The sequence below is a fragment of the Streptomyces sp. NPDC048639 genome (assembly GCF_043199075.1).
In the GTDB taxonomy this organism is placed as follows: Bacteria; Actinomycetota; Actinomycetes; order Streptomycetales; family Streptomycetaceae; genus Streptomyces.
Map to the genome: position 1 here is coordinate 55,702 of NZ_JBICVP010000002.1, position 24,289 is coordinate 79,990.

At 71.3% G+C, this 24,289-nt stretch carries 22 protein-coding genes and 1 riboswitch; of the genes, 15 read left to right on the top strand and 7 right to left on the bottom strand.

Annotated elements, in window-relative coordinates; translation table 11 throughout:
- Positions 1-38: 38 nt before the first annotated feature.
- The 4 genes from ACGFNH_RS04570 to ACGFNH_RS04585 all read left to right on the top strand — a co-directional run bounded on the left by ACGFNH_RS04570 (position 39) and on the right by ACGFNH_RS04585 (position 3,275).
- Positions 39-830, top strand: coding sequence for an SDR family NAD(P)-dependent oxidoreductase (locus ACGFNH_RS04570; protein WP_393651542.1), 792 nt, complete (start codon positions 39-41; stop codon positions 828-830).
- Positions 831-1,044: 214 nt separating this feature from the next.
- Positions 1,045-1,944 (top strand): hypothetical protein, encoded by a 900-nt coding sequence (locus ACGFNH_RS04575; RefSeq protein ID WP_393652214.1) that lies wholly within the window; start codon positions 1,045-1,047, stop codon positions 1,942-1,944.
- On the top strand, positions 1,941-2,669 hold the full coding sequence (locus ACGFNH_RS04580; protein WP_393651543.1) for a class F sortase: 729 nt from the start codon (positions 1,941-1,943) through the stop codon (positions 2,667-2,669). Before ACGFNH_RS04575 ends, ACGFNH_RS04580 begins: the two co-directional genes overlap by 4 nt.
- Before the next feature lie 249 nt (positions 2,670-2,918).
- Positions 2,919-3,275: a DUF2255 family protein gene (locus ACGFNH_RS04585; protein WP_393651544.1), complete on the top strand. Its 357-nt coding sequence runs from the start codon at positions 2,919-2,921 to the stop codon at positions 3,273-3,275.
- A gap of 36 nt (positions 3,276-3,311) precedes the next feature.
- On the opposite strand, the gene ACGFNH_RS04590 is transcribed toward ACGFNH_RS04585, so the two are convergent.
- The 3 genes from ACGFNH_RS04590 to ACGFNH_RS04600 form a co-directional block, all read right to left on the bottom strand.
- Positions 3,312-4,286, bottom strand: coding sequence for an acetylxylan esterase (locus tag ACGFNH_RS04590; RefSeq protein WP_393651545.1), 975 nt, complete (start codon positions 4,284-4,286; stop codon positions 3,312-3,314).
- A 266-nt stretch (positions 4,287-4,552) separates the two neighbouring features.
- Positions 4,553-5,071, bottom strand: a complete 519-nt coding sequence (locus tag ACGFNH_RS04595) for an STAS domain-containing protein (protein ID WP_393651546.1) — start codon at positions 5,069-5,071, stop codon at positions 4,553-4,555.
- A 235-nt stretch (positions 5,072-5,306) separates the two neighbouring features.
- Positions 5,307-7,037, bottom strand: coding sequence for a ricin-type beta-trefoil lectin domain protein (locus ACGFNH_RS04600; RefSeq protein WP_393651547.1), 1,731 nt, complete (start codon positions 7,035-7,037; stop codon positions 5,307-5,309).
- 753 nt (positions 7,038-7,790) lie between these two features.
- Here ACGFNH_RS04600 and ACGFNH_RS04605 point away from each other — a divergent pair.
- The 3 genes from ACGFNH_RS04605 to ACGFNH_RS04615 all read left to right on the top strand — a co-directional run bounded on the left by ACGFNH_RS04605 (position 7,791) and on the right by ACGFNH_RS04615 (position 11,008).
- Positions 7,791-8,060: a hypothetical protein gene (locus ACGFNH_RS04605; protein ID WP_393651548.1), complete on the top strand. Its 270-nt coding sequence runs from the start codon at positions 7,791-7,793 to the stop codon at positions 8,058-8,060.
- Between the two features lie 141 nt (positions 8,061-8,201).
- A complete protein-coding gene (locus tag ACGFNH_RS04610; protein WP_393651549.1) occupies positions 8,202-9,989 on the top strand; it encodes a beta-ketoacyl-[acyl-carrier-protein] synthase family protein in 1,788 nt (595 codons plus the stop codon).
- A gap of 353 nt (positions 9,990-10,342) precedes the next feature.
- Entirely contained in the window at positions 10,343-11,008 is a 666-nt protein-coding gene (locus ACGFNH_RS04615; RefSeq protein ID WP_393651550.1) for a hypothetical protein, read from the top strand.
- A gap of 27 nt (positions 11,009-11,035) precedes the next feature.
- On the opposite strand, the gene ACGFNH_RS04620 is transcribed toward ACGFNH_RS04615, so the two are convergent.
- The gene (locus ACGFNH_RS04620) at positions 11,036-12,298 is read right to left on the bottom strand and encodes a transglycosylase family protein (protein ID WP_393651551.1); all 1,263 of its coding nucleotides are present in this window, start codon (positions 12,296-12,298) and stop codon (positions 11,036-11,038) included.
- A 200-nt stretch (positions 12,299-12,498) separates the two neighbouring features.
- Here ACGFNH_RS04620 and ACGFNH_RS04625 point away from each other — a divergent pair, with 200 nt between their 5' ends.
- The gene (locus ACGFNH_RS04625) at positions 12,499-12,996 is read left to right on the top strand and encodes a cupin domain-containing protein (protein WP_393651552.1); all 498 of its coding nucleotides are present in this window, start codon (positions 12,499-12,501) and stop codon (positions 12,994-12,996) included.
- 142 nt (positions 12,997-13,138) lie between these two features.
- Here ACGFNH_RS04625 and ACGFNH_RS04630 read toward each other — a convergent pair whose 3' ends face one another.
- Positions 13,139-14,314 carry a transglycosylase family protein gene (locus tag ACGFNH_RS04630; RefSeq protein ID WP_393651553.1) on the bottom strand — a complete coding sequence of 392 codons (1,176 nt, stop codon included), beginning with the start codon at positions 14,312-14,314 and terminating at the stop codon, positions 13,139-13,141.
- Positions 14,315-14,319: 5 nt separating this feature from the next.
- Positions 14,320-14,493: riboswitch (cyclic di-AMP (ydaO/yuaA leader) on the bottom strand.
- Between the two features lie 627 nt (positions 14,494-15,120).
- Between ACGFNH_RS04630 and ACGFNH_RS04635 the strand changes: the two genes are divergently transcribed.
- Both ACGFNH_RS04635 and ACGFNH_RS04640 read left to right on the top strand, forming a co-directional pair.
- Entirely contained in the window at positions 15,121-16,044 is a 924-nt protein-coding gene (locus ACGFNH_RS04635) for a permease (protein ID WP_393651554.1), read from the top strand.
- Complete coding sequence (locus tag ACGFNH_RS04640) at positions 16,041-16,871, top strand: TIGR03943 family putative permease subunit (protein WP_393651555.1); 831 nt, start codon at positions 16,041-16,043, stop codon at positions 16,869-16,871. Before ACGFNH_RS04635 ends, ACGFNH_RS04640 begins: the two co-directional genes overlap by 4 nt.
- Positions 16,872-16,913: 42 nt before the next feature.
- Here the strand turns inward: ACGFNH_RS04640 and ACGFNH_RS04645 are convergent, their stop codons facing one another.
- Positions 16,914-18,179 (bottom strand): acyl-CoA dehydrogenase family protein, encoded by a 1,266-nt coding sequence (locus ACGFNH_RS04645; protein WP_393651556.1) that lies wholly within the window; start codon positions 18,177-18,179, stop codon positions 16,914-16,916.
- 147 nt (positions 18,180-18,326) lie between these two features.
- Between ACGFNH_RS04645 and ACGFNH_RS04650 the strand changes: the two genes are divergently transcribed.
- Positions 18,327-18,971 (top strand): TetR family transcriptional regulator, encoded by a 645-nt coding sequence (locus ACGFNH_RS04650; protein ID WP_393651557.1) that lies wholly within the window; start codon positions 18,327-18,329, stop codon positions 18,969-18,971.
- Between the two features lie 103 nt (positions 18,972-19,074).
- On the opposite strand, the gene def is transcribed toward ACGFNH_RS04650, so the two are convergent.
- Positions 19,075-19,629: a peptide deformylase gene (gene def, locus ACGFNH_RS04655; protein WP_393651558.1), complete on the bottom strand. Its 555-nt coding sequence runs from the start codon at positions 19,627-19,629 to the stop codon at positions 19,075-19,077.
- A 185-nt stretch (positions 19,630-19,814) separates the two neighbouring features.
- On the opposite strand from def, the gene ACGFNH_RS04660 reads away from it, so the two are divergent.
- The 4 genes from ACGFNH_RS04660 (at position 19,815) to ACGFNH_RS04675 (ending at position 24,247) form a co-directional block, all read left to right on the top strand.
- Entirely contained in the window at positions 19,815-21,053 is a 1,239-nt protein-coding gene (locus ACGFNH_RS04660) for a MurT ligase domain-containing protein (protein ID WP_393651559.1), read from the top strand.
- 37 nt (positions 21,054-21,090) lie between these two features.
- The gene (locus tag ACGFNH_RS04665; protein ID WP_393651560.1) at positions 21,091-21,819 is read left to right on the top strand and encodes a type 1 glutamine amidotransferase; all 729 of its coding nucleotides are present in this window, start codon (positions 21,091-21,093) and stop codon (positions 21,817-21,819) included.
- 319 nt (positions 21,820-22,138) lie between these two features.
- Positions 22,139-23,164: a 6-phosphofructokinase gene (locus ACGFNH_RS04670; protein WP_393651561.1), complete on the top strand. Its 1,026-nt coding sequence runs from the start codon at positions 22,139-22,141 to the stop codon at positions 23,162-23,164.
- Between the two features lie 132 nt (positions 23,165-23,296).
- Positions 23,297-24,247, top strand: a complete 951-nt coding sequence (locus tag ACGFNH_RS04675; RefSeq protein WP_393651562.1) for a cytochrome c oxidase assembly protein — start codon at positions 23,297-23,299, stop codon at positions 24,245-24,247.
- Positions 24,248-24,289: the final 42 nt, after the last annotated feature.

The following is a 24,289-nucleotide window of genomic DNA, read 5'->3' on the forward strand; positions in this document are numbered from 1 at the left end:
CGTTCGAACGAACAGCAATGAATCGGGAGGCTACTGGTATGCGCATCACCGGATCAACCGTTCTGCTCACCGGTGTGACCGGCGGCATCGGCAATGCCATCGCACGGGAACTCGCCCAAAAAGGGGCAAAGTTGGTCTTTACCGGCAGGCGTCCCGATGCGCTCCAGCAGATCGCGGACGAGTTCGGCGCCCGCGCCGTCATCGCCGACCTCGCCGATCCCGACCAGGTCTCACGCCTCGCCGAGGAGTGCTCGGACGTTGACATCGTCGTCGCCAACGCTGCCCTCCCCTCCAGCGGCGATCTCCTCGACTACACCCCCGAGCAGGTCCAGCGGGCGCTGGCCGTCAACCTCCACTCCCCCATCGCGCTGGCCCACCTGATGGCGCCCGCCATGATCGAAGCGGGGCGCGGGCACATCGCGTTCGTCGGCTCGATCTCCGGCAAGGCCGCGACGAAGTCCTCCTCGCTCTACAACGCGACCAAGTTCGGCCTGCGCGGCTTCACGCTCGGCCTCCGCCAGGACCTGCACGGGACGGGAGTGGGCGTCTCCCTCGTCCAGCCCGGATTCGTCCGGGACGCGGGCATGTTCGCCTCCACGGGCGCCAACCCTCCCGGCGGCGTGCGGACCGTCTCCCCGCAGCAGGTCGCGGCCGGGGTGATCCGGGCCGTCGAGCGCGACCTGTGCGAAGTCAACGTCGCACCGCTGGAGTTGAAGGTGCTGAGCGCTATCGCCGGGCAGTTCCCGGGACTCGCCGAGCGGGTGCAGCGCCGTATGGGCACCGATCCCACGATCCGGAAGATCGTGGACGCCCAGCGCGACTCCCGCTGACGCGGACCGTCTTCGCGCGGCCATCGCACCGGTTGTCACACGCGACCAATCCATCCCTGCAGCGGCTCCGAATGGCAGACAACGCCGTCCGTCCGGACGGCCGTTGGGACCCCGGACCCACGGATCCCCCGACGGCCCACGGGTGCTCGGCAGATCCGATACGGAACCGCTCTGCGGCCCTGCGGCCAGGGCCGTACGGAAGGGGATGCTCGACGTGATACTCAGCAAGACCACCCGGCGTGTGGCTCTCGCCTCTCTGCCCGCCGCCCTCGTTCTCGCGACCGGCGCCCCGTCCTTCGCCGACGACCACGGCTCGGGGTACCAGTCCGACGACCACGGCTCCGGCTATCAGGCCGGGGCGGAGGACGCGGCGGAAGGTGCGGAGGCCGCCGGGAACGGCAAGGCCTTCCAGATCCAGCTGGAACAGCTCAACAACTCCGGCGGCAAGGGCATGGCGATGCTCCACCTGGAGGGCAACAAGCTCACGGTCAAGATCGAGTCCCAGGGGCTCACGCCCGGGCAGCCCCACGCCCAGCACATCCACGGAGCGACCGACGGCCACGACTTTCACTGCCCCGACGGCAGCGACGACAAGGACGGCGACGGCATCGTCTCGACCGCCGAGGGCATCCCCGACTACGGCGACATCAACATCTCGCTGACGACCTCCGGCGACACGTCCAAGGACAGCGGCCTCGCCGTCGACCGCATGCCGGCCGCCGACGACCAGGGGAACCTCTCCTACGAACGCACCATCGCCGTCTCCCAGGACGTGGCCGAACACATCCAGGACCTGCACATCGTCCAACACGGCATCGACCCCAACGGCAACAAGAAGTACGACTTCGGCAAGGGCAAGAGCGAACTCGACGCCAAACTCCCCCAGGAGGCCACGGCACCGGCCGTCTGCGGCATCGTCGAAGGCGCGGCCATCGGCTCCGTCCCGGTGGGCGGCGTCGAGACCGGCACCGGCACGGACGACCCCGCGACGGGAACCCCGACCACGGTCGCGATGGCCGGCGCCATCGCCCTGCTGGGCGCGGCCGGCGTCCTGACGGCGGCACGCCACCGCGCCGTCAGGGTCCGCAAGTCGGCCGGCCGGGGCACCGTATGAGCCGCCGCGGAAGTCGTACGAGGACCGGTTCGCGCCGTCCTCTTCTCTACGTCGTCGGCGCGGTCGTCGCCGTGACCGCGGCCGTCCTGCTGGTCGTCGGACTGTCGCGGCAGGACGACGCGCCGGCACGCGCCCTGCCCCCCGCGCCGGCCCCCGTCGAGGGCGGCGCGGCGAACAGCAGCGGCGCCCAGGAGGGCGACGCGGCGCAGGGGGAGAACGGGGCGGCCCAGGGGGAGGCCGGAGGCGGAGCGCAGCAGGTGCAGGCCCTGCGGTCGTCCCCGCCGGAGCGGATCACCATCCCCTCCCTCAAGGTCTCCTCCACCCTGGAGCGGCTGGGCCGTGACGCAGGCGGAGCGATGGAGACGCCCCGCGATCCGGACAAGGCGGGCTGGTACACGCCCGGCCCCGCCCCCGGCGCCACCGGACCGTCGGTGGTCGCCGGACACGTCACCTGGAACGGAGAGCGGTCGGTCTTCTTCCGCCTGGCCGAGCTCAAGGCCGGGGACAAGGTCGAGGTGACCCGACGCGACGGCCGGACCGCGGAGTTCACGGTCGACCGGATCGAGCAGTACAGCAAGGACCGCTTCCCCACCCTGTCGGTGTACGGGAACGTGGACCACGCGGCGCTGCGCCTCATCACCTGCGGCGGGAAGTTCTCCGCGGACGATCACCGCTACGCCGACAACATCGTCGTCTACGCCTCCATGACGGGCAGTCACACATGACCGTACGGGCCCGGCTCCTGTCCGCGGAGGCGGGCCGGAGTCGGGGCCGCAGTCGAGGTCGGCAGGAGTGGTGACGCCGGGAGCTGGGGTACCCGGTAGTGACGGGCAGGGACGTGACGGGCCGGCGTGGTGACGGAAAGCCGCGCGGGGCGGGCCGTCGGCGGCCGTCCTGGGCGGGCGGCCGTCGGTGCCGTCCGAGGGCCGGCGCCAGCGGGTGCGGCTCTCCGGGGGCGGTGCCATGGTGGTGGCATGGACGTGACCATGCTCGACAACGAGCAGGAGATCGCGATGCGGACGCGGCGCCGGGACGGATCCTGGTCGAGCCGCCCCATCTGGGTGGTCGTCGTCGACCAGGACGCGTATGTCCGTTCCTACCGCGGTACGGAGGGCGACTGGTACAAGCACGCCCGCTCGGACGGCAGCGCCGAGATCCAGGTCGGGGACGATGTCGTGCCCGTGGGGCTGGAGGCCGTGCACGACGACGCCCTCAACGGACGCGTGTCGGAGGCGTATCGCGACAAGTATGCGGACAGCGCGCCGGGGCCGACCGAGAGCATGGTCGGCACCGAGGCGCTGGCGACGACGATGGTGCTCAGGCTGTCGTAGGCGGACGCGTCGGGCCGTGCGTGCACGCGGGGCCGGTCAGCGTTCCGCCAACCGCTGCGCCAGCCAGCGCAGTTGGATTTCCTCGTGGTGCGGACCTCCGCCGTCGTGCTCGTTGAAGGCGTAGACCTCGATGTGCTTGTCCTCGCCCGCATAGTGGTTGAACGCGGCGAACACCGTGGACGGCGGGCAGACCTGGTCCTCCAGGCCGGTGGAGAAGAGGGCGGGCGCCCGGCCCCGGGCGGCGAAGTGGACGCCGTCGAAATAGGAGAGGGTGCGGAGGGCGTCGGCGACCCGGCCCACGTGTGTCTTGAGGTAGCCGCCGATCTCCTTGTACGGGAGTTGGTCGGTGAGCGTCACGGCCCGTTCGAAGTGGCACAGGAACGGCACGTCGGGGGCGATCGCGGCCAGATCCGGCACGAGCCCGCCCACGGCGAGAGCGATGCCGCCGCCCTGGCTGTATCCGCGGACCGCGGTCCGCGCCGCGTCCGCGAGGGGATGGGAGCGGGCCGCCTCGACCGCGCGCACGGCGTCGGCGAAGACCCGGCGGTAGTAGTAGTCGTGCGGGTCGCCGATGCCGCGGGTCATGAACCCCGGGAACGCCGGGTCTCCGCCGACCGGATCCGGTGTGTCCCCGGGGCTCCACCCGCTGCCCTGGCCACGGGTGTCCATCACGAAGTGGGCGAACCCGGCGGAGGGCCAGAGGAGATGGGTGTGCGGAAGCCCGCGACCGCCACCGTAGGCGACGAACTCGACGACCAGCGGCAGCGGTTCGCGCGCCCCGGCCGGATGGAGGAACCATCCCTTGACGGGGTGGCCGCCGAATCCTGCGAAGGTGACGTCGTACACATCGACGGTGGTCAGCGGGGTGCGGGCGGGTTCGAACCGGGCGTCGAGTTCGCGACTGCCGGCCTCGGCGAGGGTCTTCTCCCAGAAGAGGTCGAAGTCCTCGGGTTCGGACGGTTCGGGCCGGAAGTCATGGAGCGCGTCGAGCGGAAGGTCGAACTGGGCCATGCGCACCCTTTCCTCGCTGGTGGGACGACGGTGTCGGCCTCCGAGCGTCTCATGGAGGACGGCTGCGCATGAAGATCGCACATGCGTGCGCGGGCAGTGGGGGGCGGAAGCGGGCCGGGGGCCGGAAGCGAAGCCTCACCGGCCCGGATCGGCACGCGTCGCCGCGGGCTCTCACCGGCGCGTACGGGCATTCGTGCGCCCGTGCACCGGCTGCGGCGGAGCCCCCTACCCAAAGGGCCGGAGGCTCCGCGGGCGGCCGTACCGCATCAAGCCAGAGCGGCCCGGGGGCCGGATCCGGGGCAGGCTGTGGCGCACACACCCGCGGCCGGCTGGGGCCGGGCGTGATCGTGTGCCTGCGGACCCGGGGGCTCCCGTCGCGCGGTCGGCAGCGCCATCACCGGCGGCATCAGCGCTGAGGTGCCCAGGGCGGACGGATCGAAATCGTGTTCCGGTTCGTACGGCTGCGGCGCATTCCGGAACTGCGCGTCGGTGCCGGTGTCCCGCATCAGCTTCGTCACCTGCCGGCTCACGCCGGAGAGCCGGAAGCGGATACCGGCGTCGGCTGCGGATTTCCGCGCCCCGATGAGCACGTTCAGTCCCGCGCAGTCGCAGAAAGCGACGCCGCTGAAATCGACGGTGAGGCTGGTGAGGCGCGCCTTGAGGCACTGGGCGAGAGCCAGACGGAGCTGTGGCGCGGTGGCGACGTCCAGTTCACCGCTCACCGTGACCACTGCGGCCTGACCAGCCGTTTCGGTGCACACCTCGAACGAGTAGGGAAGCTTCATCGCCTCCTCCTCCGAATACTGCGTCGCGGACTCTTGACCCTTGGTGACCGTTCCGTCATCACCTACGCACTTCGGACACTGCACGCTTATCGGTGCGAGCATGACCGATCGTCCGTCCGTCGCATTTCTCATGTCAACCTCGAAAGCGACATGACTTCACAGACGCACCAGAAGAGCGGCCGCCGCGAGGAGGCCGTACGAGGATCTGCCCGAGACCCGGACCTGCTCCGAAGGCTCAGCCCACGGCGACGCGGCCGCCCATCCACCGCTGGTCGTCCCGCCCGTCGGCCGGACGCAGAACGACCTCACTGCCGGGGGACTCGTCGGTGGGCGTGACGGCGAAATCCAGGTCGACCCGCGGGCGGATGCCGCCGGCTCGGTCGATGAGGAAGATCAGGTTCTCCCCGTCCTCACTCTCGGCCGAGGAGCAGTCGAAGATGCCGACCCCGCGGTCGGTGTCGCCGCGGGAGTCCAGGCAGAAGTCCGTGTCGGCGAACGAGCGGAACAGCCCGTTGCCCTCCGGGCGCCACATCTGGGTCAGCGCGCCGGTGCAGGGGGCCGTGATGGCGTCCGTGCCGTTCTCCATGATCCCGTCCTCGATGTCCAGGCACTGGCCCGTACGGGCATTGACCACCTGGAGGAAGCCGTCCGGAGGACGCGGGGCGGGCGAGGTCGGCGCGGGCTTGGACGGGGACGGAGTAGGCGTGGGGCTGGGCCGCGCACTCGTCTTCGTGGGCGTCGGCTCGGGGGCCGGCTTCTTCGGCGGCCGCGTTGTGCTGCTCGCGGTGGGCGGTGGCGAGAGCGCCGAGCCGGTCGGCTTCGCGGGAGTCGAGGACGCCCGGTCACCGCTGCCCGCCGGAGTGCTGTCGTCGGAGCCCGGCACCAGCAGTGCGGCGCCGAGGGCCGCGCTCACCGTGACCGCCACGGCGACCAGGACGAGGGGCCGGGAGTTCCACCACACGTCGCGGCGGCCCGTCGCGCCGGCGCCGGGCCCGTCCGTCGGTGCACCGGCCCGCGCGGCCGGCGGCGGTGTCGGCTCCCGCGCCGCCCCCGGTGCGAGCAGACCGGTGACAGGACCGGCGGCGATGTACTCCGCACCGCCCCAGCCGAGCAGCCCTTCGGCCAGGACAGTCCGCGGATGCTCGGTCATCCGGATCAGCTCTTCGAGGATGAGGGTGCAGTCCGGACACCCCTCCAAGTGCCGTACCAGGTCCTCGCAGTAGCGACGGTCGCCCGGCCGGGCCGCGGCCTCGATGATGCGGCGGTACCCCTGGCACTTCGGGTCCCCGCTGCGCTTCAGATACGTGTGCAGATACGCCTGGCGCATGGCTTCCAGGGCCTTGGGCCTCTGCTCGGCCACGACCGGTGCGGGGATGCCGAGGCAGCGGGCGCTCTCGGCATCCGGCTCGTCCTCCACCACCCCGTACCAGAGGACTCCCCGGGTACGCTCCGGCAGTTCGTAGAAGGCGGCGAGCATGGCGGAGAGGTCCTCGAGGCGAAGAGCCCGCTGATCGCTGCCTTCCTGCCGGACTCCCTGGCGCTGCGCCGACGTTCGGCCGCGCGGCGCGGCCCCGTCCTGGGGGAAAGCGGTCTCGCCGATCCAGTCGGCGAAGCCGGACTCCAGCCGGACACGGCGGGCGCCCGACGCCCAGGTGACCGCCACCCGCTGGACGAGCATCAGAAGGTGATGCCGCCAGGTCCCCTTCGGCTCGATCCCGCGGCATGCCTCCTGCGCGGCCAGTCCGAAGGCCTGAGCGGCGAGTTGGTTGCCGGCCACCTGGTTCTCGCCGCAGAGGCGCGCGTAGGCCAGGACCGCGGGCAGATGGCGGCGGCGGAGTTCCTGGGTGGCGGGGTAGGCGGTCGGGGCGCCGGCGCGTATGCGCTCGGTCAGCTCCGCGTCCGGCACCCTGCCGTAGCTACGGGTGTCGGCCTCGGAACTGTGGTTGGTGCTGTGCAGCTCAGGCACCCTCTCGCTGACTCGTTCCTGTGCGCCGCCCGGACGCCTCGTGGGGCACCGTCGGTATCGGTCACGTAGGTGTCCAGTGTGATGCGAGTTACAGCGGCAGGGAAAGGGGTTTCCCTCGGTAAGTGGCGCAAATACGAGGGGAGATGTCGTGTCGGGCGACCCAACGGGGCCTACAGCGCCCCCGAGGACGACCACGGGCTGGCGCTGCGCTCCGGGCCGGACACACCCGCTACTGGCGCGCGGACACCGGGAGTTCGCCCCCGAACGGGAGGGCGCCCCTGGGCTCTCTCGACCACCCGCCCGCCTGGACAGCAGCGGCAGCCGGGTGACGTCGTGACCGTCGAGCCGGAGCGGGTCGAAGAGGTAATGGCGGACGGCGACGCCCGTGGCGAGAACCGCCCGGTGTCGGCGAGACAGCAGCTGCGGGGGCGGCCGGGGCAAGCGGTTCCGGGCATCCGGTGGGGAGTTCATCGCCGTACGATCACGGATCCCGGCAGCGGATGGTGCCGCGATGACGTCGGGAGGGGCGGGACGCGGACGCCGTGGACGGGCCTTGGCGAGAAGTGCCCCGGCCAGGACGGGGGGACCTGGCCGGGGCTGACCGGGGGTGCGGGTGCCGACAGGAGGACCGTATCCACCATCGACTGCCCGGCCTAGTTGAACGCTACACCACTATGCGCCACGCTGCGCCGATCCGGTGACCTTCGGCCGTGCCCCGTACCGGGACGATCGGGGCGGCGCGAGGATCGTCCGATGAATCCTCCATCCGGCCAGCCGGCACCCCACCTGGACCCCAGCGAGGCAGGCAAGGGCCAGGGCAAGGAATCGGAACGCGCCGCGACCGAACGGCGCAACCAGCGCCGAGCCGCCCGCAGGGTGGTCGCCGGTCACGCCAAGGACCCCGAGGATCTGGCCTTCCTGCTCGAAGCCCTCGAACTTGAGCCGGAGCCGGACGGACGGACACCTCCGCGCGGGCGCGTGGACAGCGGGGGCGAGGCGGACGCGACACGATCCGGAACGTGAGTCGGGACACATTGCCCGGTTTATCCGGGCGAATGGGATCTGCGTCACTTCACGCCACCTCGGGGCGAATTTACGATCGCGGGCAATTCGCCACCTTTGCCGATCCGCTGACACCTGCGCGGAAGCCGAAAGGACGTCACCGTGACGTACACGCCCGACATGTCCCAATTCTCCGAAAACCCTCACATATGCACCTGCGGTGAACTGGTGCCAGGCGACGTGCTCGTGGTCGACGGCGCCAAGCGCTTCGCCGTGCTCGACGCCTCCCCCGCGGACGAGGAACACGTCCGGCTGACCCTGCGCGCCGTCCACGGAGGCCCCGACTTCCACGCGGTGCACCTCCGCACCGGTCCGGTCGAGGTGGCCGGCGAGCGCGTCGACCCGCAGTGCGTCCCGCTGATCGTCCCGACCGGCCCGGGTGTGGACTTCTGGGACGGGGACCGCATGTCGGTCCTGGACGCCGCCCAGCTCGAGGGCGCGGAACGTCACTTCGTACGGCGCGAGGGCATGTGGCACCCGGAGCCGGGCTCGCGTCACCCGGAGCCCGGAACCGCAGAAGAGGACAGCGGCACCGGCTCCCCTCTCCCCGACGACGCGATGCGGGCGCTCATGGCCCGCGACCCGCGGGCCATCGTCTGCCGGCTCGACCCCGTCCCCCGTCCAGGGCGCAGCGGGCGGCGCGTCGTCGTCACCGGCGTCGGCGCTATCAGCCCGCTCGGCGGTGACGCCGCCACCACCTGGCAGGGCCTGCTGGACGGCCGGAGCGGGCTACAGCGGCTGGACGGCGAGGAGTTCGAGAGCCTCGGTGTCCGGATCGCCGCGCCCGCCGCCGTCGAACCGGCCGAGCGCCTGCCGCGCGCCCGGGCCCGGACCATGAGCCGTAGCGCCCAGTTCGCGGTGCTGGCCGCCCGCGAGGCCTGGGCCGACGCCGGGTTCGCACAGGACGAGGTGACCGAGGGCACCCTCGACGCCCGGCGCGTCGGGGTCTCCATCGGCACCATCATCGGCGGCGCGCCCGTCATGGTCGACGCCGACCGCACCCTGGCCGAGCGCGGACAGCGCCATGTCTCCCCGCACACCGCGCCGATGATCGTGCCCAGCGGGGCGGCGGCGCAGGTGGCGATCGACACAGGGGCGCGCGCCGAGGCCCGTACGGTCGTGAGCGCCTGCGCCTCGGGGACGGAAGCCATCGGCCAGGCCATCGACCGCATACGGGACGGACACGCCGACGTGATGGTCGCGGGCGGCACGGAGGCCGTGATCATTCCGGCCATCATGGCGTCCTTCACCTCCATGCGGGCGCTCTCCCCCGGGACGGACGGACCCGAGAAGGCGTCGCGGCCCTTCGACACCGCACGGGACGGATTCGTGGTCGGTGAAGGCGCGGGCCTGCTCGTCCTGGAGTCCGAGGACCACGCCCGCGCACGCGGCGCGCGCATCTACTGCGAGGCGGCGGGCTGGGGCATTTCCGCCGACGCGTTCCACATGGCCACGCCGCGCCCCGACGCCGGCGGTGTGATCGACGCGCTGCACAAGGCCCTCGACGACGCCGGAGCCAAGCCGGACGAGGTCATGCACATCAACGCGCACGCCACCGCGACGGGCAGTGGCGACGCGGCCGAAGCACTGGCGCTGCGGGCCGTGTTCGGCGAGCGGCCCGCCATGCCGGTCACCGCGCCGAAGGGCGCGATGGGGCATCTGCAGGGCGCGGCGGGCGGCGTGGAGGCCGTGGCCGCGGTTCTGACGCTGCATCACGGCGTCGTCCCGCCCACCGTCGGATGCGAGGAGCCGGACGATTCCCTCGGCCTCGACGTGGTCACGGGCGCTCCGCGTCCCCTGCCGGAGTCCGGCGATGTCGCGCTGAGCAACTCCTTCGGATTCGGCGGGCACAACGCCGTCCTGGCCCTGCGCCGTACCCACCCCGCCTGACGGCCCCCGGCGGAGGGAAGGCCGCCGGAGGCATGTCACGGAAGCGCTGAGTACGGCTGCCCGTGTCGCGCAGGAGTCACCGTGTCGCGTACGAGGTCCGGCGTCCGTGGGCCCCGGCGCCTACGAGATCCCGTGCGCCTCCGCCCCGGCGCGTACGAGCCCAACTCCCGCGTCCCGGAAGGGCGTTCCAGGCTATGGGTGTTCCCCCAGGTCAGGGCCCTGGAAACGTCCCACCGTTCCGGATCGCCCCGCCCTCGTTGCCCGCGCCCGGTCCCCGCGCCGATGCTGATGTCGCTGCGCCGCCACAGGGGAGCGGCGCAGCGACATCAGCCATCGCAACGGGGGGATCCGTCATGTCCGTACACACCCGCCTCGGCAGGGCCTGCGCCGCAGCCGCAGGCATCGCCGCTCTTGGCGTCGCCGCCGGCGGCGTCACCGCCGCACCCGCGGTCGCGTCCTCGCAGTCCACAGATTCCGCGTCGACCGCACGCTCCGCGACCGCGTCCTCGCCGGGCTTCCTCGCGCCTCGCGAACTGCCGCCGCACCCTTCCTCGCCCTGGTACGCGGGGGCGGTGACGAGCGGGACCCCGGACCCGTTGCCGTTCTGCGTGGGCCAGGCCCTGCCGGGCGCCACGTCGCTGTACCGGGAGTTCTGGACCGAGTTCGACACCGGCGCCACACAGGTCACCGTCGTCGAGCGCGACACGGCACGAGCCAAGAGCCTGGCCGCACTGTGGAACAAGGCCGTCCAGGAGTGCGCCGACCGGACCGAACAGGAGGACCCCGATGTCACGGCCGAGTGGCGTGATTACGGGAACCTGGCCGTCGAGGAGGGCGCGCGGGTGCAGGGTGTGCACACCGCGCATGCCTGGGGCTCGTCCGACGTCCACCTGTTCGCGGTCGGGCGCGACGGCCGGACCGTCACCGTCGTCCACTGGGGAGAGATCGGCACGTTCGACGACGCCCCCGTGACGGCGTTCAAGCACACCACGCGCACGGCGGTGAACAAGCTCTGGTGACCGGCCCCCCAAAGCCGGGAGGATGCCTCAGATGCTGATGCCCTTGGCGCGCAGATACGCCAGCGGGTTGACGTCCGAGCCGTAGCCGGGTCCGGTCCGCACCTCGAAGTGCAGGTGCGGACCGGTGACGTTGCCGGTCGAGCCCGACCTGCCGATGCGCTGCCCGCCGTTCACCGGCTGGCCCGCACGCACGGAGAGCGCCGAAAGGTGCGCGTACTGGCTGTACTTGCCGTCCGCGTGCCGGATGACGACCTGGTAGCCGTAGCTGCCGCCCCAGCCCGCCTCCACCACCCGTCCACCCGCGACCGCGCGAACGGACGTGCCCGTGGGGACGGGGAAGTCCACGCCCGTGTGGTAGCCGCTGGACCAACTCGAACCGGAGGCGTGGTACGGGGTGCCGATCGCGGCGCTCGCGACCGGGCTCGCGAATCCGGATCCCGCGGACCCGGCGGACGGCGTCTTCCGTTCGGTCCGGTGCGTCCGCTCCTTGCGCTCGGTGCGCTCGGTGCGCTCCGTGCGCTGTGTGCCGGAGGACTCCGGGTGCTTCCGGGTCTCCTCATGAGCCTTGCCGGGCTGCTTCTTCGGCTGCCCCTGCCCCCGCTCCGCGCTCTTCGGCTTCGCGGACTTCTCCGGCTGCCCCGCCTTGTCGGTCCGTTGCGCGGGCCCGGCCTTCCGGCCGATGACGAGCTTCTGCCCGGGGACGATGAGGTCCGGATCGTCGCCGATGACGCGGCGGTTGTCCTCGTAGATCCGCTCCCAGCCGCCGTCCACGTCCCGCACGCGCGCTATGGCGAAGAGCGTGTCTCCGCTCGCGACGGTGTACGACTCGGGTCTGACGCGGTCGTGGCGCTCGGTGGGCGCTTTGCGCGATACCTGCGGTTGGGTGTGCGCGGTGGTGCCCGGCGCCTCGCTCCCCCGCGTCAGACCGGCCTTGCCCGAACACGCGGGCCAGGCCCCGGGCCCCTGTCCGGAGAGGACCTTCTCGGCTATGGCGATCTGCTGGTCCTTCGTCGCGAGGTCGGCGCGCGACGCGTAGGCCGTACCGCCGTACTCCTCCCACGTGGACTGGGTGAACTGCAGCCCGCCGTAGAAGCCGTTGCCGGTGTTGATGCCCCAGTTGCCGGTGCTCTCGCACTCCGCGACCTTGTCCCAGGTGTCGACGGGCGCGGCCTCGGCACCTGAGACGCCGACTAACGGCATGGCTATCCCCGCGCCGCCTGCGGTGACCGTCAGAGATGCCTGGGAGATGCGGTTCGGCTGGTACTTGCGATGGCGGCCGTGTGCGGGCATAGGGCGTTTTCCTCTCCTGCTGCGGGGCGCGCCAAGATTAAGCGGGCATTCCGCATGCCACAAGAGAGCCTCGTTTACTGGAAGATCGGAATCCGGAACGCTGGAAGGAATCGCTGTCATGCCACGGCCATGAATAATCACTTCCGTTTCACCGGCAACCGGTTCACCGGTTCACACCGGACTACACCACGGAGGACACCATGCCGAATCCCGTCCCGTCGGTCGCCGAACTCGCCGCGCTCTACGGCCTGGAGCCACTGCCCCTGGAGGGCGGGCTCTTCCGGCAGACATGGGCAGGCCCCGGAGAACCCGGCCAACACCCCTCGGGAACGGCGATCCTCTTTCTGATGTCCGCCGAGAACGACCTCTTCTCGGCCATGCACCGGCTGCCGCGCGACGAGGTCTGGCACTTCTACCTGGGGGACCCGGTGGAGCTGCTGCTCCTGGAGCCGGGCGGCGCGTCGCGCGTGGAGGTGCTCGGCCAGGACGTACGCGCCGGGCAGCACGTCCAGTTCACCGTTCCGGGCCGGACGTGGATGGGGGCGCGTGTCCGCGGCGGCGGCAGCCACGCGCTCATCGGATGCACCATGGCGCCGGGGTTCCTCCCGTCCGACTACGAAGACGGCGATGCGGACGACCTGGCCGCGCGATACCCGGAACACGGCCGGATGATCAGGGCCCTGTGCCGCACGGCGTGACCTCCGCCCGCTCCCTTGACCGATCTTTCCCGCACCAGGACAGAAGCGAGGCGCCGGTTCCCCGTCGTCACGGGGAACCGGCGCCTCATCGAGTCAGGAGGGAAGACTCCGTAGCCGTTCGAGTCGTTCGCGCGTCAGATCGTCAGATCTTGACGCCGTGGTCGCGCAGGTACGCGATCGGGTCGATGTCCGAGCCGTAGTCCGGACCGGTGCGGACCTCGAAGTGGAGGTGCGGACCGGAGGAGTTGCCGGTGGAGCCGGACAGGCCGATCTGCTGGCCGCCGGTCACGGACTGGCCCGCCGAGACGGACAGCGAGGACAGGTGGGCGTACTGGCTGTACTTGCCGTCCGCGTGGCGGATGACGACCTCGTTGCCGTAGCTGCCGCCCCAGCCCGCGGAGACGACCTCGCCCGCACCGATGGACTTGACGGTCGTACCGGTCCCGGCACGGAAGTCCGCGCCGGTGTGGTAGCCGCTGGACCAGGAACTGCCCGACTGGTGGTACGGGGTGCCGAGCGTCAGGTTGTCGACCGGGGCGGTGAAGCCGTCGGCGCTCTTGCCGGCCGCGGGCTTGGCGGCCGGCTTGGCCTCCTGCTTCGGCGCCTGGGCCTTGGGCGCGGCGTGCTTCGAGCCCTGCTTCTTCCAGCCTTCGTGCTTCTGCCCGGCCTCGGCCTTGCCGCCGCCCAGGCTGAGCTTCTGGCCCGGGTGGATCAGGTTCGGGTTCTCGCCGACGACCTGGCGGTTGTCCTGGTAGACCTGCTTCCAGCCGCCATCGACGTGCTTGGACGTGGCGATCTTGTAGAGCGAGTCGCCCTTGACGACCGTGTAGGCCTCGCCCTTGCCGTGGCGCTTCTCGCCACGGTCGGCACGGTCCTTGGCGGCCGGGGCCGGCTTGGTCTCGGCCTTCTCGCCGGCGGCGGGGGCCTCGGGGGCCGGACCACCCTTGGCCAGACCGGCCTTCGGGCCGCAGACCGGCCAGGCGCCGGGGCCCTGGCCGTCGAGCACCTTCTCGGCGACGGCTATCTGCTCGGCCTTGCTCGCGTGGTCGGCGCGGTCGGCGTACTGGCTGCCGCCGAAGGCGTCCCACGTGCTCTGCGTGAACTGGAGGCCTCCGTAGAAGCCATTTCCGGTGTTGATGCTCCAGTTGCCGTTGCTCTCGCACTCGGCGACCTTGTCCCAGGTGCCGACGGGGGCAGCGTTCGCGCTGCCGGCGCCGATGAAGGACAGACCGATACCGGCACCGCCCGCGGCGGCGACGAACGTGGCGCGAGTGATCCGGTTGGGCTTGAAGCGGCGGTGACGTCCGCGTGCAGACATAGGGTTCTTCCTCTCCTACGCCTGCGAGGTGAGCTGTCGGGTTCGGGCTGGAGTTGCCCGGCCGTGCCTTCACGCAGCTACGAGCGTTTCGGCACGTCTTCACCCCAAGCCGGACCACATCGATGGCGGTACGGCACTTACCTTGGGTCCCCCGCTCCTGCCGTGGGTGCGTTGTCGTTTCTCCCACCACCGGCGGCAGGACTCGGCGCTCCGGCAGATGGGCGCCCGCCCTTTCGATGGGCAGGCAGCCGAAAAATAAACACATCCATTTCTTCGCCACAAGTGCCCTGCATTTGTCTGAATCGCCGGGGGACAGATCGACTTGCTATTGCGTCACGCTGCGCTGCCGATCTTTGCCCCACAGCAAAGGCGATTACTACTGAACGACTCTCACAAGAGGCAGCCGGTAACCAAGTTGAAGGAATTCGGGCCCTTCGAGTGCTGGAGGTCACATTCATGGCGAAGCATCTGTGAGATGTGTCACCGCACGGCCAATTGTCCGTTTTGGCGGTTGAATTCATTTTTGCTGTAATGCGGTCCTGAAACACCCCTTTACTGCACCCGGGTCGGTCCGGCGAAACGGATGATTCTGGACCAAGCGCCCGAAGTGTTTCCCGACGTCCGCCCCATTCGCGCATATCGTGAGCAACCCCGGTCGCGGAACGTGCGGAGTCGCAGTGCAGAGAACGGACGCGTTGGAGGGCACCGCCTCGCCGGTGCCGCACGAAGCGGGTGCGAGCGACGCCCCCAGGACCGGCCGCAGACCTCCGGGCCGGCCCCCCTGGCCGGCCGCCACCGCCGTCGTAATGGGACTCGCCCTCGCGGCCGCGGTCGCCACCGGCGCGATCGGGCAGCCGGACCCCGGAGCCTTGGGCGCCTGGCGTACGGTCTGCATCGCGATCGTGGTGCAGGCCCTGCCGTTCCTGCTGCTGGGCACCGTCATCTCGGGGGCCATCAACGCCTTCGTGCCCGCGCGGGTCTTCGCACGGGCGCTGCCGAAGCGGCCCGCGCTCGCCGTCCCCGTGGCCAGCGCCGCCGGGGTCGTCCTGCCCGGGTGCGAGTGCGCCTCCGTACCGGTGGCGGGGAGCCTGATCCGGCGCGGGGTCGCACCGGCGGCCGCGTTCGCCTTTCTCCTCTCGGCCCCCGCGGTGAACCCGATCGTGCTCGCGTCCACGGCCGTCGCCTTCCCCGGCGCACCCGAGATGGTGGCGGCCCGGCTGCTCGCCTCGCTCGCGACCTCGGTCGTGATGGGCTGGCTGTGGATCCGCCTCGGCCGGGAGGAGTGGCTGCGGCTGCCGGCCCACCGCACGGGACACACCCCGGGGCACGGCCGGTGGGAGGAGTTCCGGCTCGGCTTCCAGCACGACTTCCTCCACGCCGGAGGGTTTCTGGTGGTCGGTGCGATGGCGGCGGCGACGTTCAACGTCGCGGTCCCGAGGTCCGTCCTGGACACATTCGCCGGGTCGCCCTGGCTCTCGGTGCTCTTCCTGGCCGCACTGGCGATCGTGCTCGCCGTCTGCTCGGAGGCCGACGCCTTCGTCGCCGCCTCCCTCACCGGCTTCTCTCCCACCGCGCGGCTGGCGTTCATGGTGGTCGGGCCGATGGTGGATGTGAAGCTCATCGCCCTGCAGTCGGGCACCTTCGGGCGCGCCTTCGCCGTCCGGTTCTCGGCGGCGACCACAGTGGTGGCCGTCGCCTCCAGCGCACTCGTCGGGTGGTGGATGCTATGAGACGCAATGTCCAGATTCTTCTCCTGCTGCTGTCGGGCGCCGGGCTGCTGCACATCGCGCTCTTCAGCGAGGTGTATCTGCGCTACGTGAAAGACGGCCTGCGACCTCTGCTGATCGTCTCGGGCGTGCTGCTGGTCGCCCTGGGCATGGTGGGGGCGGCGCGCGACGGCTTCCCCTTCGCCGGGCCGGCCGCCGAACCCGCAGGCGGTGCCCATGAAGACCACGGCGAGCACGAACCGGACGGCGGCCAGGGACACGACAGCGGGCACGGGCACGACAGCGGGCACGGACACGACAGCGGGCACGGGCACGACCACAGCCGGGGCCCGAAGGTCGCCTGGCTCCTGTTCTTTCCCGCGATCAGCCTGCTCTTCTTCACGCCGCCCGCCCTCGGCTCGTACACCGCGGCGCGGGACGGCGACGGGGCGACGGCCGCGAAGGGGGTCCGTTTCGCCCGGCTGCCCGGCACCTCGCCCCTGGTCATGCCGCTGTCGGAGTTCAGCTCACGAGCACGGCAGGACAGCGCCCGGAGCCTGGAGGGCCGTACGGTCTCGATGACCGGCTTCGTCACTCCGGGCGAGGGCGGCGGCTGGTACCTGACCCGCCTGTCGCTGAGCTGCTGCGCCGCCGACTCCCAGGCGATCAAGGTCCGCGTGTACGGCACCCCTCCCCCGCCCGCCGACACCTGGGTCACCGTCACCGGCAGCTGGCGCCCCGTGGGGACCGTCGGCACGCCCTCCGCCGCGGCGGCGCTGGACGCGGACGGCGTACGACGCGAGGCCCGACCCGCGAACCCGTACGCGGACGCGGCGCCGCCCACGGCCTGATGCGGGCCGTGGGCGGCGATCACGGCACCCGCGGGCGCCGGTTCAGCGGATGGGCATCCCTGAGAGGGTGCGCGCGATGACCAGGCGCTGGATCTCGCTCGTGCCCTCGAAGATGGTGTAGATCGCGGCGTCCCGGTGCATGCGCTCCACCGGGTACTCCCGGGTGAAGCCGTTGCCGCCCAGGATCTGCAGGGCCTGCGCCGTGACCTTCTTCGCGGTCTCGCTCGCGAACAGCTTCGACATCGAGCCCTCGGCCGCCGTGAAGGGCTGGCCGGCGGTCGCCATCCAGGAGGCACGCCACACCAGCAGGCGGGCGGCGTCGATCTGGGTGCGCATGTCGGCGAGCTGGAAGGCGACGCCCTGGTTGTCGATGATCGGGCGACCGAACTGGGTGCGCGTCTTGGCGTATTCGAGGGCCTCCTCGTACGCGGCACGCGCCGTACCCACGGCCATGGCACCCACCGCCGGGCGGGACGCCTCGAAGGTGGCCATCGCGGCGTTCTTCACGCTCCCCCGGTCTCCGCCCGGGGATACCCCCATCCCGCTTCGCTCGCCTTCGGCCTTCGCGCGCTCGCGGCTGCGGGCGAGGCGCTCGTCGAGCTTCTCCTTGCCGCCGAGCAGGCAACTGCCGGGGATGCGGACGTCCTCCAGGACGACCTCGGCGGTGTGCGAGGCGCGGATGCCGTGCTTCTTGAACTTCTGCCCCTGGGAGAGGCCCGGGGTGTTCGGCGGGACGATGAACGAGGCGTGCCCCTTGGAGCCGAGGTCCGGGTCGACGACCGCCACGACGACATGGACGTTGGCGATGCCGCCGTTGGTGGCCCAGGTCTTGGTGCCGTTGAGCACCCACTCGTCCTTGGCCTCGTCGTATACGGCGCGGGTACGCATGGAGGCGACGTCGGATCCCGCGTCGGGCTCGGAGGAGCAGAACGCCGCGACCTTGACGTCGTCCGGGTCTCCGTACATCTGCGGGATCCAGGTGCCGATCTGCTCCTCGGTGCCGTTGGCCATCACGCCGACGGCCGCGAGGCCGGTGCCGACGATGGACAGGCCGATGCCGGCGTCGCCCCAGAAGAGCTCCTCCATGGCCATGGGTATGCCGAGGCCGGTGGGGTCGAAGTACTGCTGCGCGTAGAAGTCGAGGGAGTACAGGCCGATCTTGGCGGCTTCCTGGATGACGGGCCAGGGCGTCTCTTCGCGTTCGTCCCACTCGGCGGCGGCCGGACGCATAACATCCGTGGCGAAGCCATGGATCCAGTCCCGGACCGCCTTCTGCTCATCGTCGAGTTCAAGCCTGAACTCAGCCATTGCCCCTCCACCTGCTTGTTACTTGCGGTAACCACAGTCTGTTACCGGCCAGTAAGCACTGTCAACCTCCCGCTCCTCATCAGTTCGGGCTCCGGGCCAGGTGTTACTTTGCGAGCACGAGCAAGCGCACGGGCGGGGAGACACCTCATGGAGACCAGTCAGCGGGAAGACCAGCAGCGCGCAGCGGAGCGGCGCCGCAAGGAACTGCTGGAGGCCGCGGACCGTGTGGTGCTGCGCGAGGGGCCCGGCGCGTCCATGAACGCCATCGCCGCCGAGGCCGGCATCACCAAGCCCATCCTCTACCGCCACTTCGGTGACAAGGGCGGGCTCTACCGCGCCCTCGCCGTACGGCACACCGACGCCCTGCTCGCCGGACTCCGCGCCGCCCTCGACGCACCCTCCGACCGCCGGGACCGGGTGGAGAGGACCCTCGACACCTACCTCTCCGCCATCGAGGCCCGCCCCCAGGTGTACCGCTTCCTGATGCACCCCTCGGACGAGGCGCAGGGCGGCGAGCAGGGCTTCGACGTCGGCCGCCACTCCGCGCCGCTGCTGCGCCGGATGGGAGAAGAGCTGGCGCAGGTCATCGCCGAGCGGGTCGACCTGGGCCCCGGCAGCGACGAGCTGGCGCGGGTCTGGGGCCACGGCATCGTCGGCATGATGCACGCGGCCGGCGACTGGTGGCTGCGCGAACGCCCCTGCTCCCGCGCCCAGTTGGTGCGCCACCTCGCCGACCTGCTGTGGGGCCGGCTGGCCGCGGCGGGCGACCGTGTGGGCGGGCCCGGCTTCTGAGGCACCATCGCGTACGGCGAGCCGTGTCCTCGAGCCCGGCGCCGTCTCTCAAGCCCGATGGGGTGTCCTCAAGACCCGGCGGGGGCGACGGGCCCTCACCGGCCTACGACGCCGCGGACCGCTCCGCCCACGGTGCCCGCCGGGCGGCACGCAGCGCCCGGTGCCGCCGCAGCCCGGTGAGGCGGTCGGTGTACACCTTCCCCTCCAGGTGGTCCGTCTCGTGCTGCAGGCAGCGCGCGAAGAAGCCGGTGCCCTCGATACGGACCGGCTCACCCGCACGGTCGAAGCCCTCGACGACGGCGTGGTCGAAGCGGTGCGTACCGGCCTCGACACCGGGGAGCGACAGGCACCCCTCCGGCCCCCTGACGCTCACACCGCCGGTCTCGACGAGCCGCGGGTTCACCACGTGCCCGAGGTGGCGGCGGTCCTCGTCGTCGGGGCAGTCGTAGACGAACAGCCGCAGCGGCAGCCCGACCTGGTTCGCCGCGAGGCCGACCCCCTGGGCGGCGTACATCGTCGCGAAGAGATCCTCGACGAGCTGGGCGAGCGCCCCGTCGAAGGCGGTGATCTCCTCGCAGGGAGCGTGCAGCACCGGATCCCCGAGCAGCCGCATGGGCCGCACGAGTCCGGAACTGCCGGGAATGGCACTGTGTCGCACGGGCCAAGCGTACGATCCCGGCCGGGACGGGCAGGTCGGCCGGGGGGTTGTGGTTCGGGCCGGAGGCCGGATCTCGGTAGGCTGATCCCCGAACGGAGCCTCCCGGTCGGCGAATCGGCGCGGCGGGGCGTTCCACCGACGAACCGGGGGCGGCGCGGCACCGGATGCAAGGAGGAACCAGGACGATGACAGGCAACTCGGAGCCGCTGTCCCCGCGGGCCAAGTTGGCCGTGACGGCGGGCAGAGCCGCTGCGGCGGTGTCCCGGGCGGCGGGCCGCGGCAGCGGATCGGTGATCGGCGGGAAGGTGGCCCTCAGGCTCGACCCCGATCTCCTGGCCCGGCTGGCCCAGCATCTGGATGTCGTCCTGGTCTCCGCGACCAACGGCAAGACGACCACGACCCGGCTCATCGCCGAGGCGCTGCGGGCGAGCGGCCCGGTCGTCTCCAACGCACTGGGCGCCAACATGCCCGCGGGCATCACCTCCGCCCTCGCCGGGGGCTCCGACGCGCGGTACGGCGTGATCGAGGTCGACGAGAAGTACCTGGCCGGAGTCGCCACGGACGTCACGCCGAAGGCCATCGCCCTGCTCAACCTCTCCCGCGACCAGCTCGACCGCGCGGCCGAGACCCGCATGCTCGCCGAGAAGTGGCGCGAGGGCCTGTCCGGTACGAAGGCCACGGTGATCGCCAACTGCGACGATCCGCTCGTCGTCTGGGCCGCTTCCTCCTCGCCCAACGTGGTGTGGGTCGCCGCCGGCCAGGAGTGGAAGGACGACGCCTGGTCCTGCCCGTCCTGCGGCGGCGTGCTGCAGCGCCCCGGGGACGACTGGATGTGCGGCGACTGCGGCTTCCGCCGCCCGGTCCCGACCTGGGCCCTGAACGGCGACCACGTCCTGGACCCGCACGGCTCCGCATGGCCGATCCACCTCCAGCTCCCGGGCCGGGCCAACAAGGCGAACGCCACGACCTCCGCCGCCGTGGCCGCCACCTTCGGCGTGCCGCCCCAGGTGGCGCTGGAGCGCATGTACCACGTGCAGGCGGTGGCCGGGCGCTACGACGTCGTCACGTTCGAGGGCCGCGAGCTTCGGCTGCTGCTGGCGAAGAACCCGGCCGGCTGGCTCGAGACGTTCGCGCTGATCGACCCGCCGCCCACGCCCGTGATCCTCTCGGTGAACGCGCGCGGCGCCGACGGGACCGACACCTCATGGCTGTGGGACGTGGACTACACCCGGCTCGCCGGGCACCCGATCTGCGTCATCGGTGACCGCAGGCTGGACCTCGCCGTCCGGCTCGAGGTCGCGGGCCTGGACTTCCGGGTGTGCGACACCCTCGATGAGGCCGTCCAGCTCTGCCCGCCCGGCCGGATCGAGACGATCGCGAACTACACCGCGTTCCAGGACCTGCGCCGCCGCGTCGGCAACTGACCGGACACCAACGAGACTTGGACAAGGACGAGCGAGCATGAGCGAGACCAGTCTGCGCCTGGTGTGGGTCTACCCGGACCTGCTGAGCACGTACGGCGACCAGGGCAACGCCCTCGTGGTGGAGCGGCGGGCCCAGCAGCGGGGTCTTCAGGTGTCCCGCGTCGACGTGCGTTCCGACCAGCCGCTGCCCACCTCGGGCGACATCTACCTGATCGGCGGCGGCGAGGACCGGCCGCAGCGGCTGGCTGCCGAGCGGCTGCGCCGCGACGGCGGGCTGAACCGCGCGGTCGCCAACGGCGCGATCGTCTTCTCCGTCTGCGCCGGGTACCAGATCCTGGGCCACGAGTTCGTCAACGACCTCGGCGAGCGCGAGCCCGGCCTCGGCCTGCTGGACGTGGTGAGCACCCGCGGCGAGGGCGCCCGGTGCGTCGGTGACGTCCTGGCGGACATCGACCCACAGCTCAACCTGGCGCCGCTGACCGGCTTCGAGAACCACCAGGGCATCACGCACCTGGGCCCGACCGCACGGCCCTTCGCCAAGGTCCGGTTCGGCAATGGCAACGGCACGGGGGACGGCTTCGAGGGCGCCTACAACGACACCGTCTTCGGCACGTACATGCACGGCCCCGTGCTGGCCCGCAATCCGCAGATCGCGGACCTGCTGCTGAAGCTGGCCCTGGATGTGAACGCCCTGCCGCCGGTCGACGACCACTGGTACGAGGCGCTGCGCCAGGAGCGGATCGCCGCGGCCACCCAGCCCGCCTGACGGGCACCCGTATCCGCAGGTCCGGCGCGCCAGGTTCTCCGCCTGGCGCGCCGGAGCCGTTTCCGGACGGGTGCCCCGGCGTGCACCCCGGGCGCATAAGAGCGGCCCCCCGCGCACACGGCCACGTACGAGCCGCCCGTCGCGCGTACGGTCTGCCCCGCGCCGTCCCATCTGATGGTCTTCCGTCCCGCCTGATGGACAGAGCGGGCATGCGCCGCCGTGCGTCGATAGGGTGGCCGCCGCTTGTAGAGTTGAGCGACTCCAGCCGGACGAGGGGGTCCGGCCGCCGGCCCAGACGTTCCCAGAGGTATTTCGAGCAATGCGCATTGGTGTGCTCACATCCGGCGGCGACTGCCCCGGTCTGAATGCCGTCATCCGCTCCGTGGTGCACCGCGCCGTGGCGGACCACGGCGACGACGTCATCGGTTTCCAGGACGGGTGGAAAGGCCTCCTGGAGTGCGACTACCGAAAGCTCGACCTCGACGCGGTGGGGGGCATCCTGGCGCGGGGCGGCACCATCCTCGGCTCGTCCCGGGTTCAGCCCGCACACCTGCGTGACGGCGTGGAGCGGGCCAAGGGCCACGTCGCGGAGCTGGGTCTCGACGCGATCATCCCGATCGGCGGTGAGGGCACCCTCAAGGCGGCGCGGATGCTGTCCGACGCCGGCCTGCCGATCGTCGGTGTACCGAAGACGATCGACAACGACATCGCCTCGACCGATGTGACCTTCGGCTTCGACACTGCCGTGGGTGTCGCGACGGAAGCCCTGGACCGGCTGAAGACGACCGCCGAGTCGCACCAGCGCGTCATGATCGTGGAGGTCATGGGCCGCCACACCGGCTGGATCGCGCTGCACTCGGGCATGGCGGCCGGCGCGCACGCCATCGTCGTCCCCGAGCGGCCCTTCGACATCGAGGAGTTGACCGAGCTCGTCGGCAAGCGCTTCTCCGCGGGCAAGAAGTTCGCGATCGTCGTGGTCGCCGAGGGAGCCAAGCCGCGCGAGGGCTCGATGCGATTCGACGAGGGCGGCAGGGACATGTACGGCCACGAGCGCTTCGCCGGTGTGGCCCGGCAGCTCTCCATCGAACTCGAGGAGCGCCTGGGCAAGGAGGCCCGCCCGGTCATCCTCGGCCATGTGCAGCGCGGAGGGACCCCCACCGCGTACGACAGGGTGCTCGCCACGCGCTTCGGCTGGCACGCCGTGGAGGCGGCGCACCGGGGCGACTTCGGGATGATGACCGCCCTGCGCGGCACCGAGATCACGCTCGTACCGCTCGCCGAGGCGGTGGAGAACCTCAAGACCGTCCCGGCCGAGCGCTACATCGAGGCCGAGTGCGTGCTCTGATCCGGCACGCCCCGGCCCGACCGATGGCGTGACGGACCGGGTCACCGCATGTGAACCGCCCCCGGCCGGAGTCCCGGCCGGGGGCGGTTCTAATCTGGGGCGGACGCATCGGTGCGAAACAGGAGCGAGTGGATGGATCACGGCGGGCACGGCATGACGATGGATCTGCCGCCGTTCACGCTGGGGCGGGGCCTGGAGTTCACCGGAGAGCCGTTCTTCCTGGTCGGATGTCTGCTCGCGCTCGGCCTCTACGGGTGGGCGGTTGTCAGGCTGCGGCGGCGCGGTGACGCCTGGCCCGTGAGCCGTACGGTCTCGTTCGTCGTCGGTGTGCTCACGATCGCGCTGGTGATGTGCACGGCGCTCAACGACTACGGCATGGTCATGTTCAGCGTGCACATGGTGCAGCACATGGTGATCAGCATGCTGTCGCCGATCCTGCTGCTGCTCGGTGCCCCGATCACGCTGGCGCTCCGGGCGCTGCCGTCGGCGCCGCGGGGGCGCAAGGGGCCGCGCGAGTTGCTGGTGGCCCTGCTGCACAGCCGGTACGTCCGGATCGTCTCCCATCCGGCCTTCACCATCCCGCTGTTCATCGCCAGCCTCTACGCGCTCTACTTCACCCCGCTCTTCGATCTCCTCATGGGCAGCAAGCCCGGGCACATCGCCATGATGGTGCACTTCCTGGCCGTGGGCCTCGTGTTCTTCTGGCCGATCATGGGCGTGGACCCCGGCCCGCACCGCCCGGGGTACGTGATGCGGATGCTGGAGCTCTTCGCGGGGATGCCGTTCCACGCCTTCTTCGGGATCGCGCTGATGATGGCCACCGCGCCGATGGTGGGCACGTACGAGAACCCCCCGGCGTCGCTGGGCATCGACGCGCTGGACGACCAGCAGTGGGCGGGCGGCATCGCGTGGGCCTTCAGCGAGATCCCGTCCGTGGTGGTGCTGGTGGCGCTGGTCTTCCAGTGGTACCAGTCGGACCAGCGGCAGGCGCGGCGGATGGACCGGGCTGCGGACCGGGACGGGGACAAGGAGCTGGAGGCGTACAACGCCTATCTGGCGTCCTTGCAGGCCCGTGGGCGGTAGCGAGGCGGCGGGCGGGTAGCGGGACGGCGGGCGGGTAGCGGG

Coding starts and splice junctions, on each gene's coding strand:
- ACGFNH_RS04570 (WP_393651542.1), top strand. CDS start 39: ATGCGCATCACCGGATCAACCGTTCTGCTCACCGGTGTGACCGGCGGC.
- ACGFNH_RS04580 (WP_393651543.1), top strand. CDS start 1,941: ATGAGCCGCCGCGGAAGTCGTACGAGGACCGGTTCGCGCCGTCCTCTT.
- ACGFNH_RS04585 (WP_393651544.1), top strand. CDS start 2,919: ATGGACGTGACCATGCTCGACAACGAGCAGGAGATCGCGATGCGGACG.
- ACGFNH_RS04590 (WP_393651545.1), bottom strand. CDS start 4,286: ATGGCCCAGTTCGACCTTCCGCTCGACGCGCTCCATGACTTCCGGCCC.
- ACGFNH_RS04595 (WP_393651546.1), bottom strand. CDS start 5,071: ATGAAGCTTCCCTACTCGTTCGAGGTGTGCACCGAAACGGCTGGTCAG.
- ACGFNH_RS04605 (WP_393651548.1), top strand. CDS start 7,791: ATGAATCCTCCATCCGGCCAGCCGGCACCCCACCTGGACCCCAGCGAG.
- ACGFNH_RS04615 (WP_393651550.1), top strand. CDS start 10,343: ATGTCCGTACACACCCGCCTCGGCAGGGCCTGCGCCGCAGCCGCAGGC.
- ACGFNH_RS04620 (WP_393651551.1), bottom strand. CDS start 12,298: ATGCCCGCACACGGCCGCCATCGCAAGTACCAGCCGAACCGCATCTCC.
- ACGFNH_RS04625 (WP_393651552.1), top strand. CDS start 12,499: ATGCCGAATCCCGTCCCGTCGGTCGCCGAACTCGCCGCGCTCTACGGC.
- ACGFNH_RS04630 (WP_393651553.1), bottom strand. CDS start 14,314: ATGTCTGCACGCGGACGTCACCGCCGCTTCAAGCCCAACCGGATCACT.
- ACGFNH_RS04635 (WP_393651554.1), top strand. CDS start 15,121: ATGGGACTCGCCCTCGCGGCCGCGGTCGCCACCGGCGCGATCGGGCAG.
- ACGFNH_RS04640 (WP_393651555.1), top strand. CDS start 16,041: ATGAGACGCAATGTCCAGATTCTTCTCCTGCTGCTGTCGGGCGCCGGG.
- ACGFNH_RS04645 (WP_393651556.1), bottom strand. CDS start 18,179: ATGGCTGAGTTCAGGCTTGAACTCGACGATGAGCAGAAGGCGGTCCGG.
- ACGFNH_RS04650 (WP_393651557.1), top strand. CDS start 18,327: ATGGAGACCAGTCAGCGGGAAGACCAGCAGCGCGCAGCGGAGCGGCGC.
- ACGFNH_RS04660 (WP_393651559.1), top strand. CDS start 19,815: ATGACAGGCAACTCGGAGCCGCTGTCCCCGCGGGCCAAGTTGGCCGTG.
- ACGFNH_RS04665 (WP_393651560.1), top strand. CDS start 21,091: ATGAGCGAGACCAGTCTGCGCCTGGTGTGGGTCTACCCGGACCTGCTG.
- ACGFNH_RS04670 (WP_393651561.1), top strand. CDS start 22,139: ATGCGCATTGGTGTGCTCACATCCGGCGGCGACTGCCCCGGTCTGAAT.
- ACGFNH_RS04675 (WP_393651562.1), top strand. CDS start 23,297: ATGGATCACGGCGGGCACGGCATGACGATGGATCTGCCGCCGTTCACG.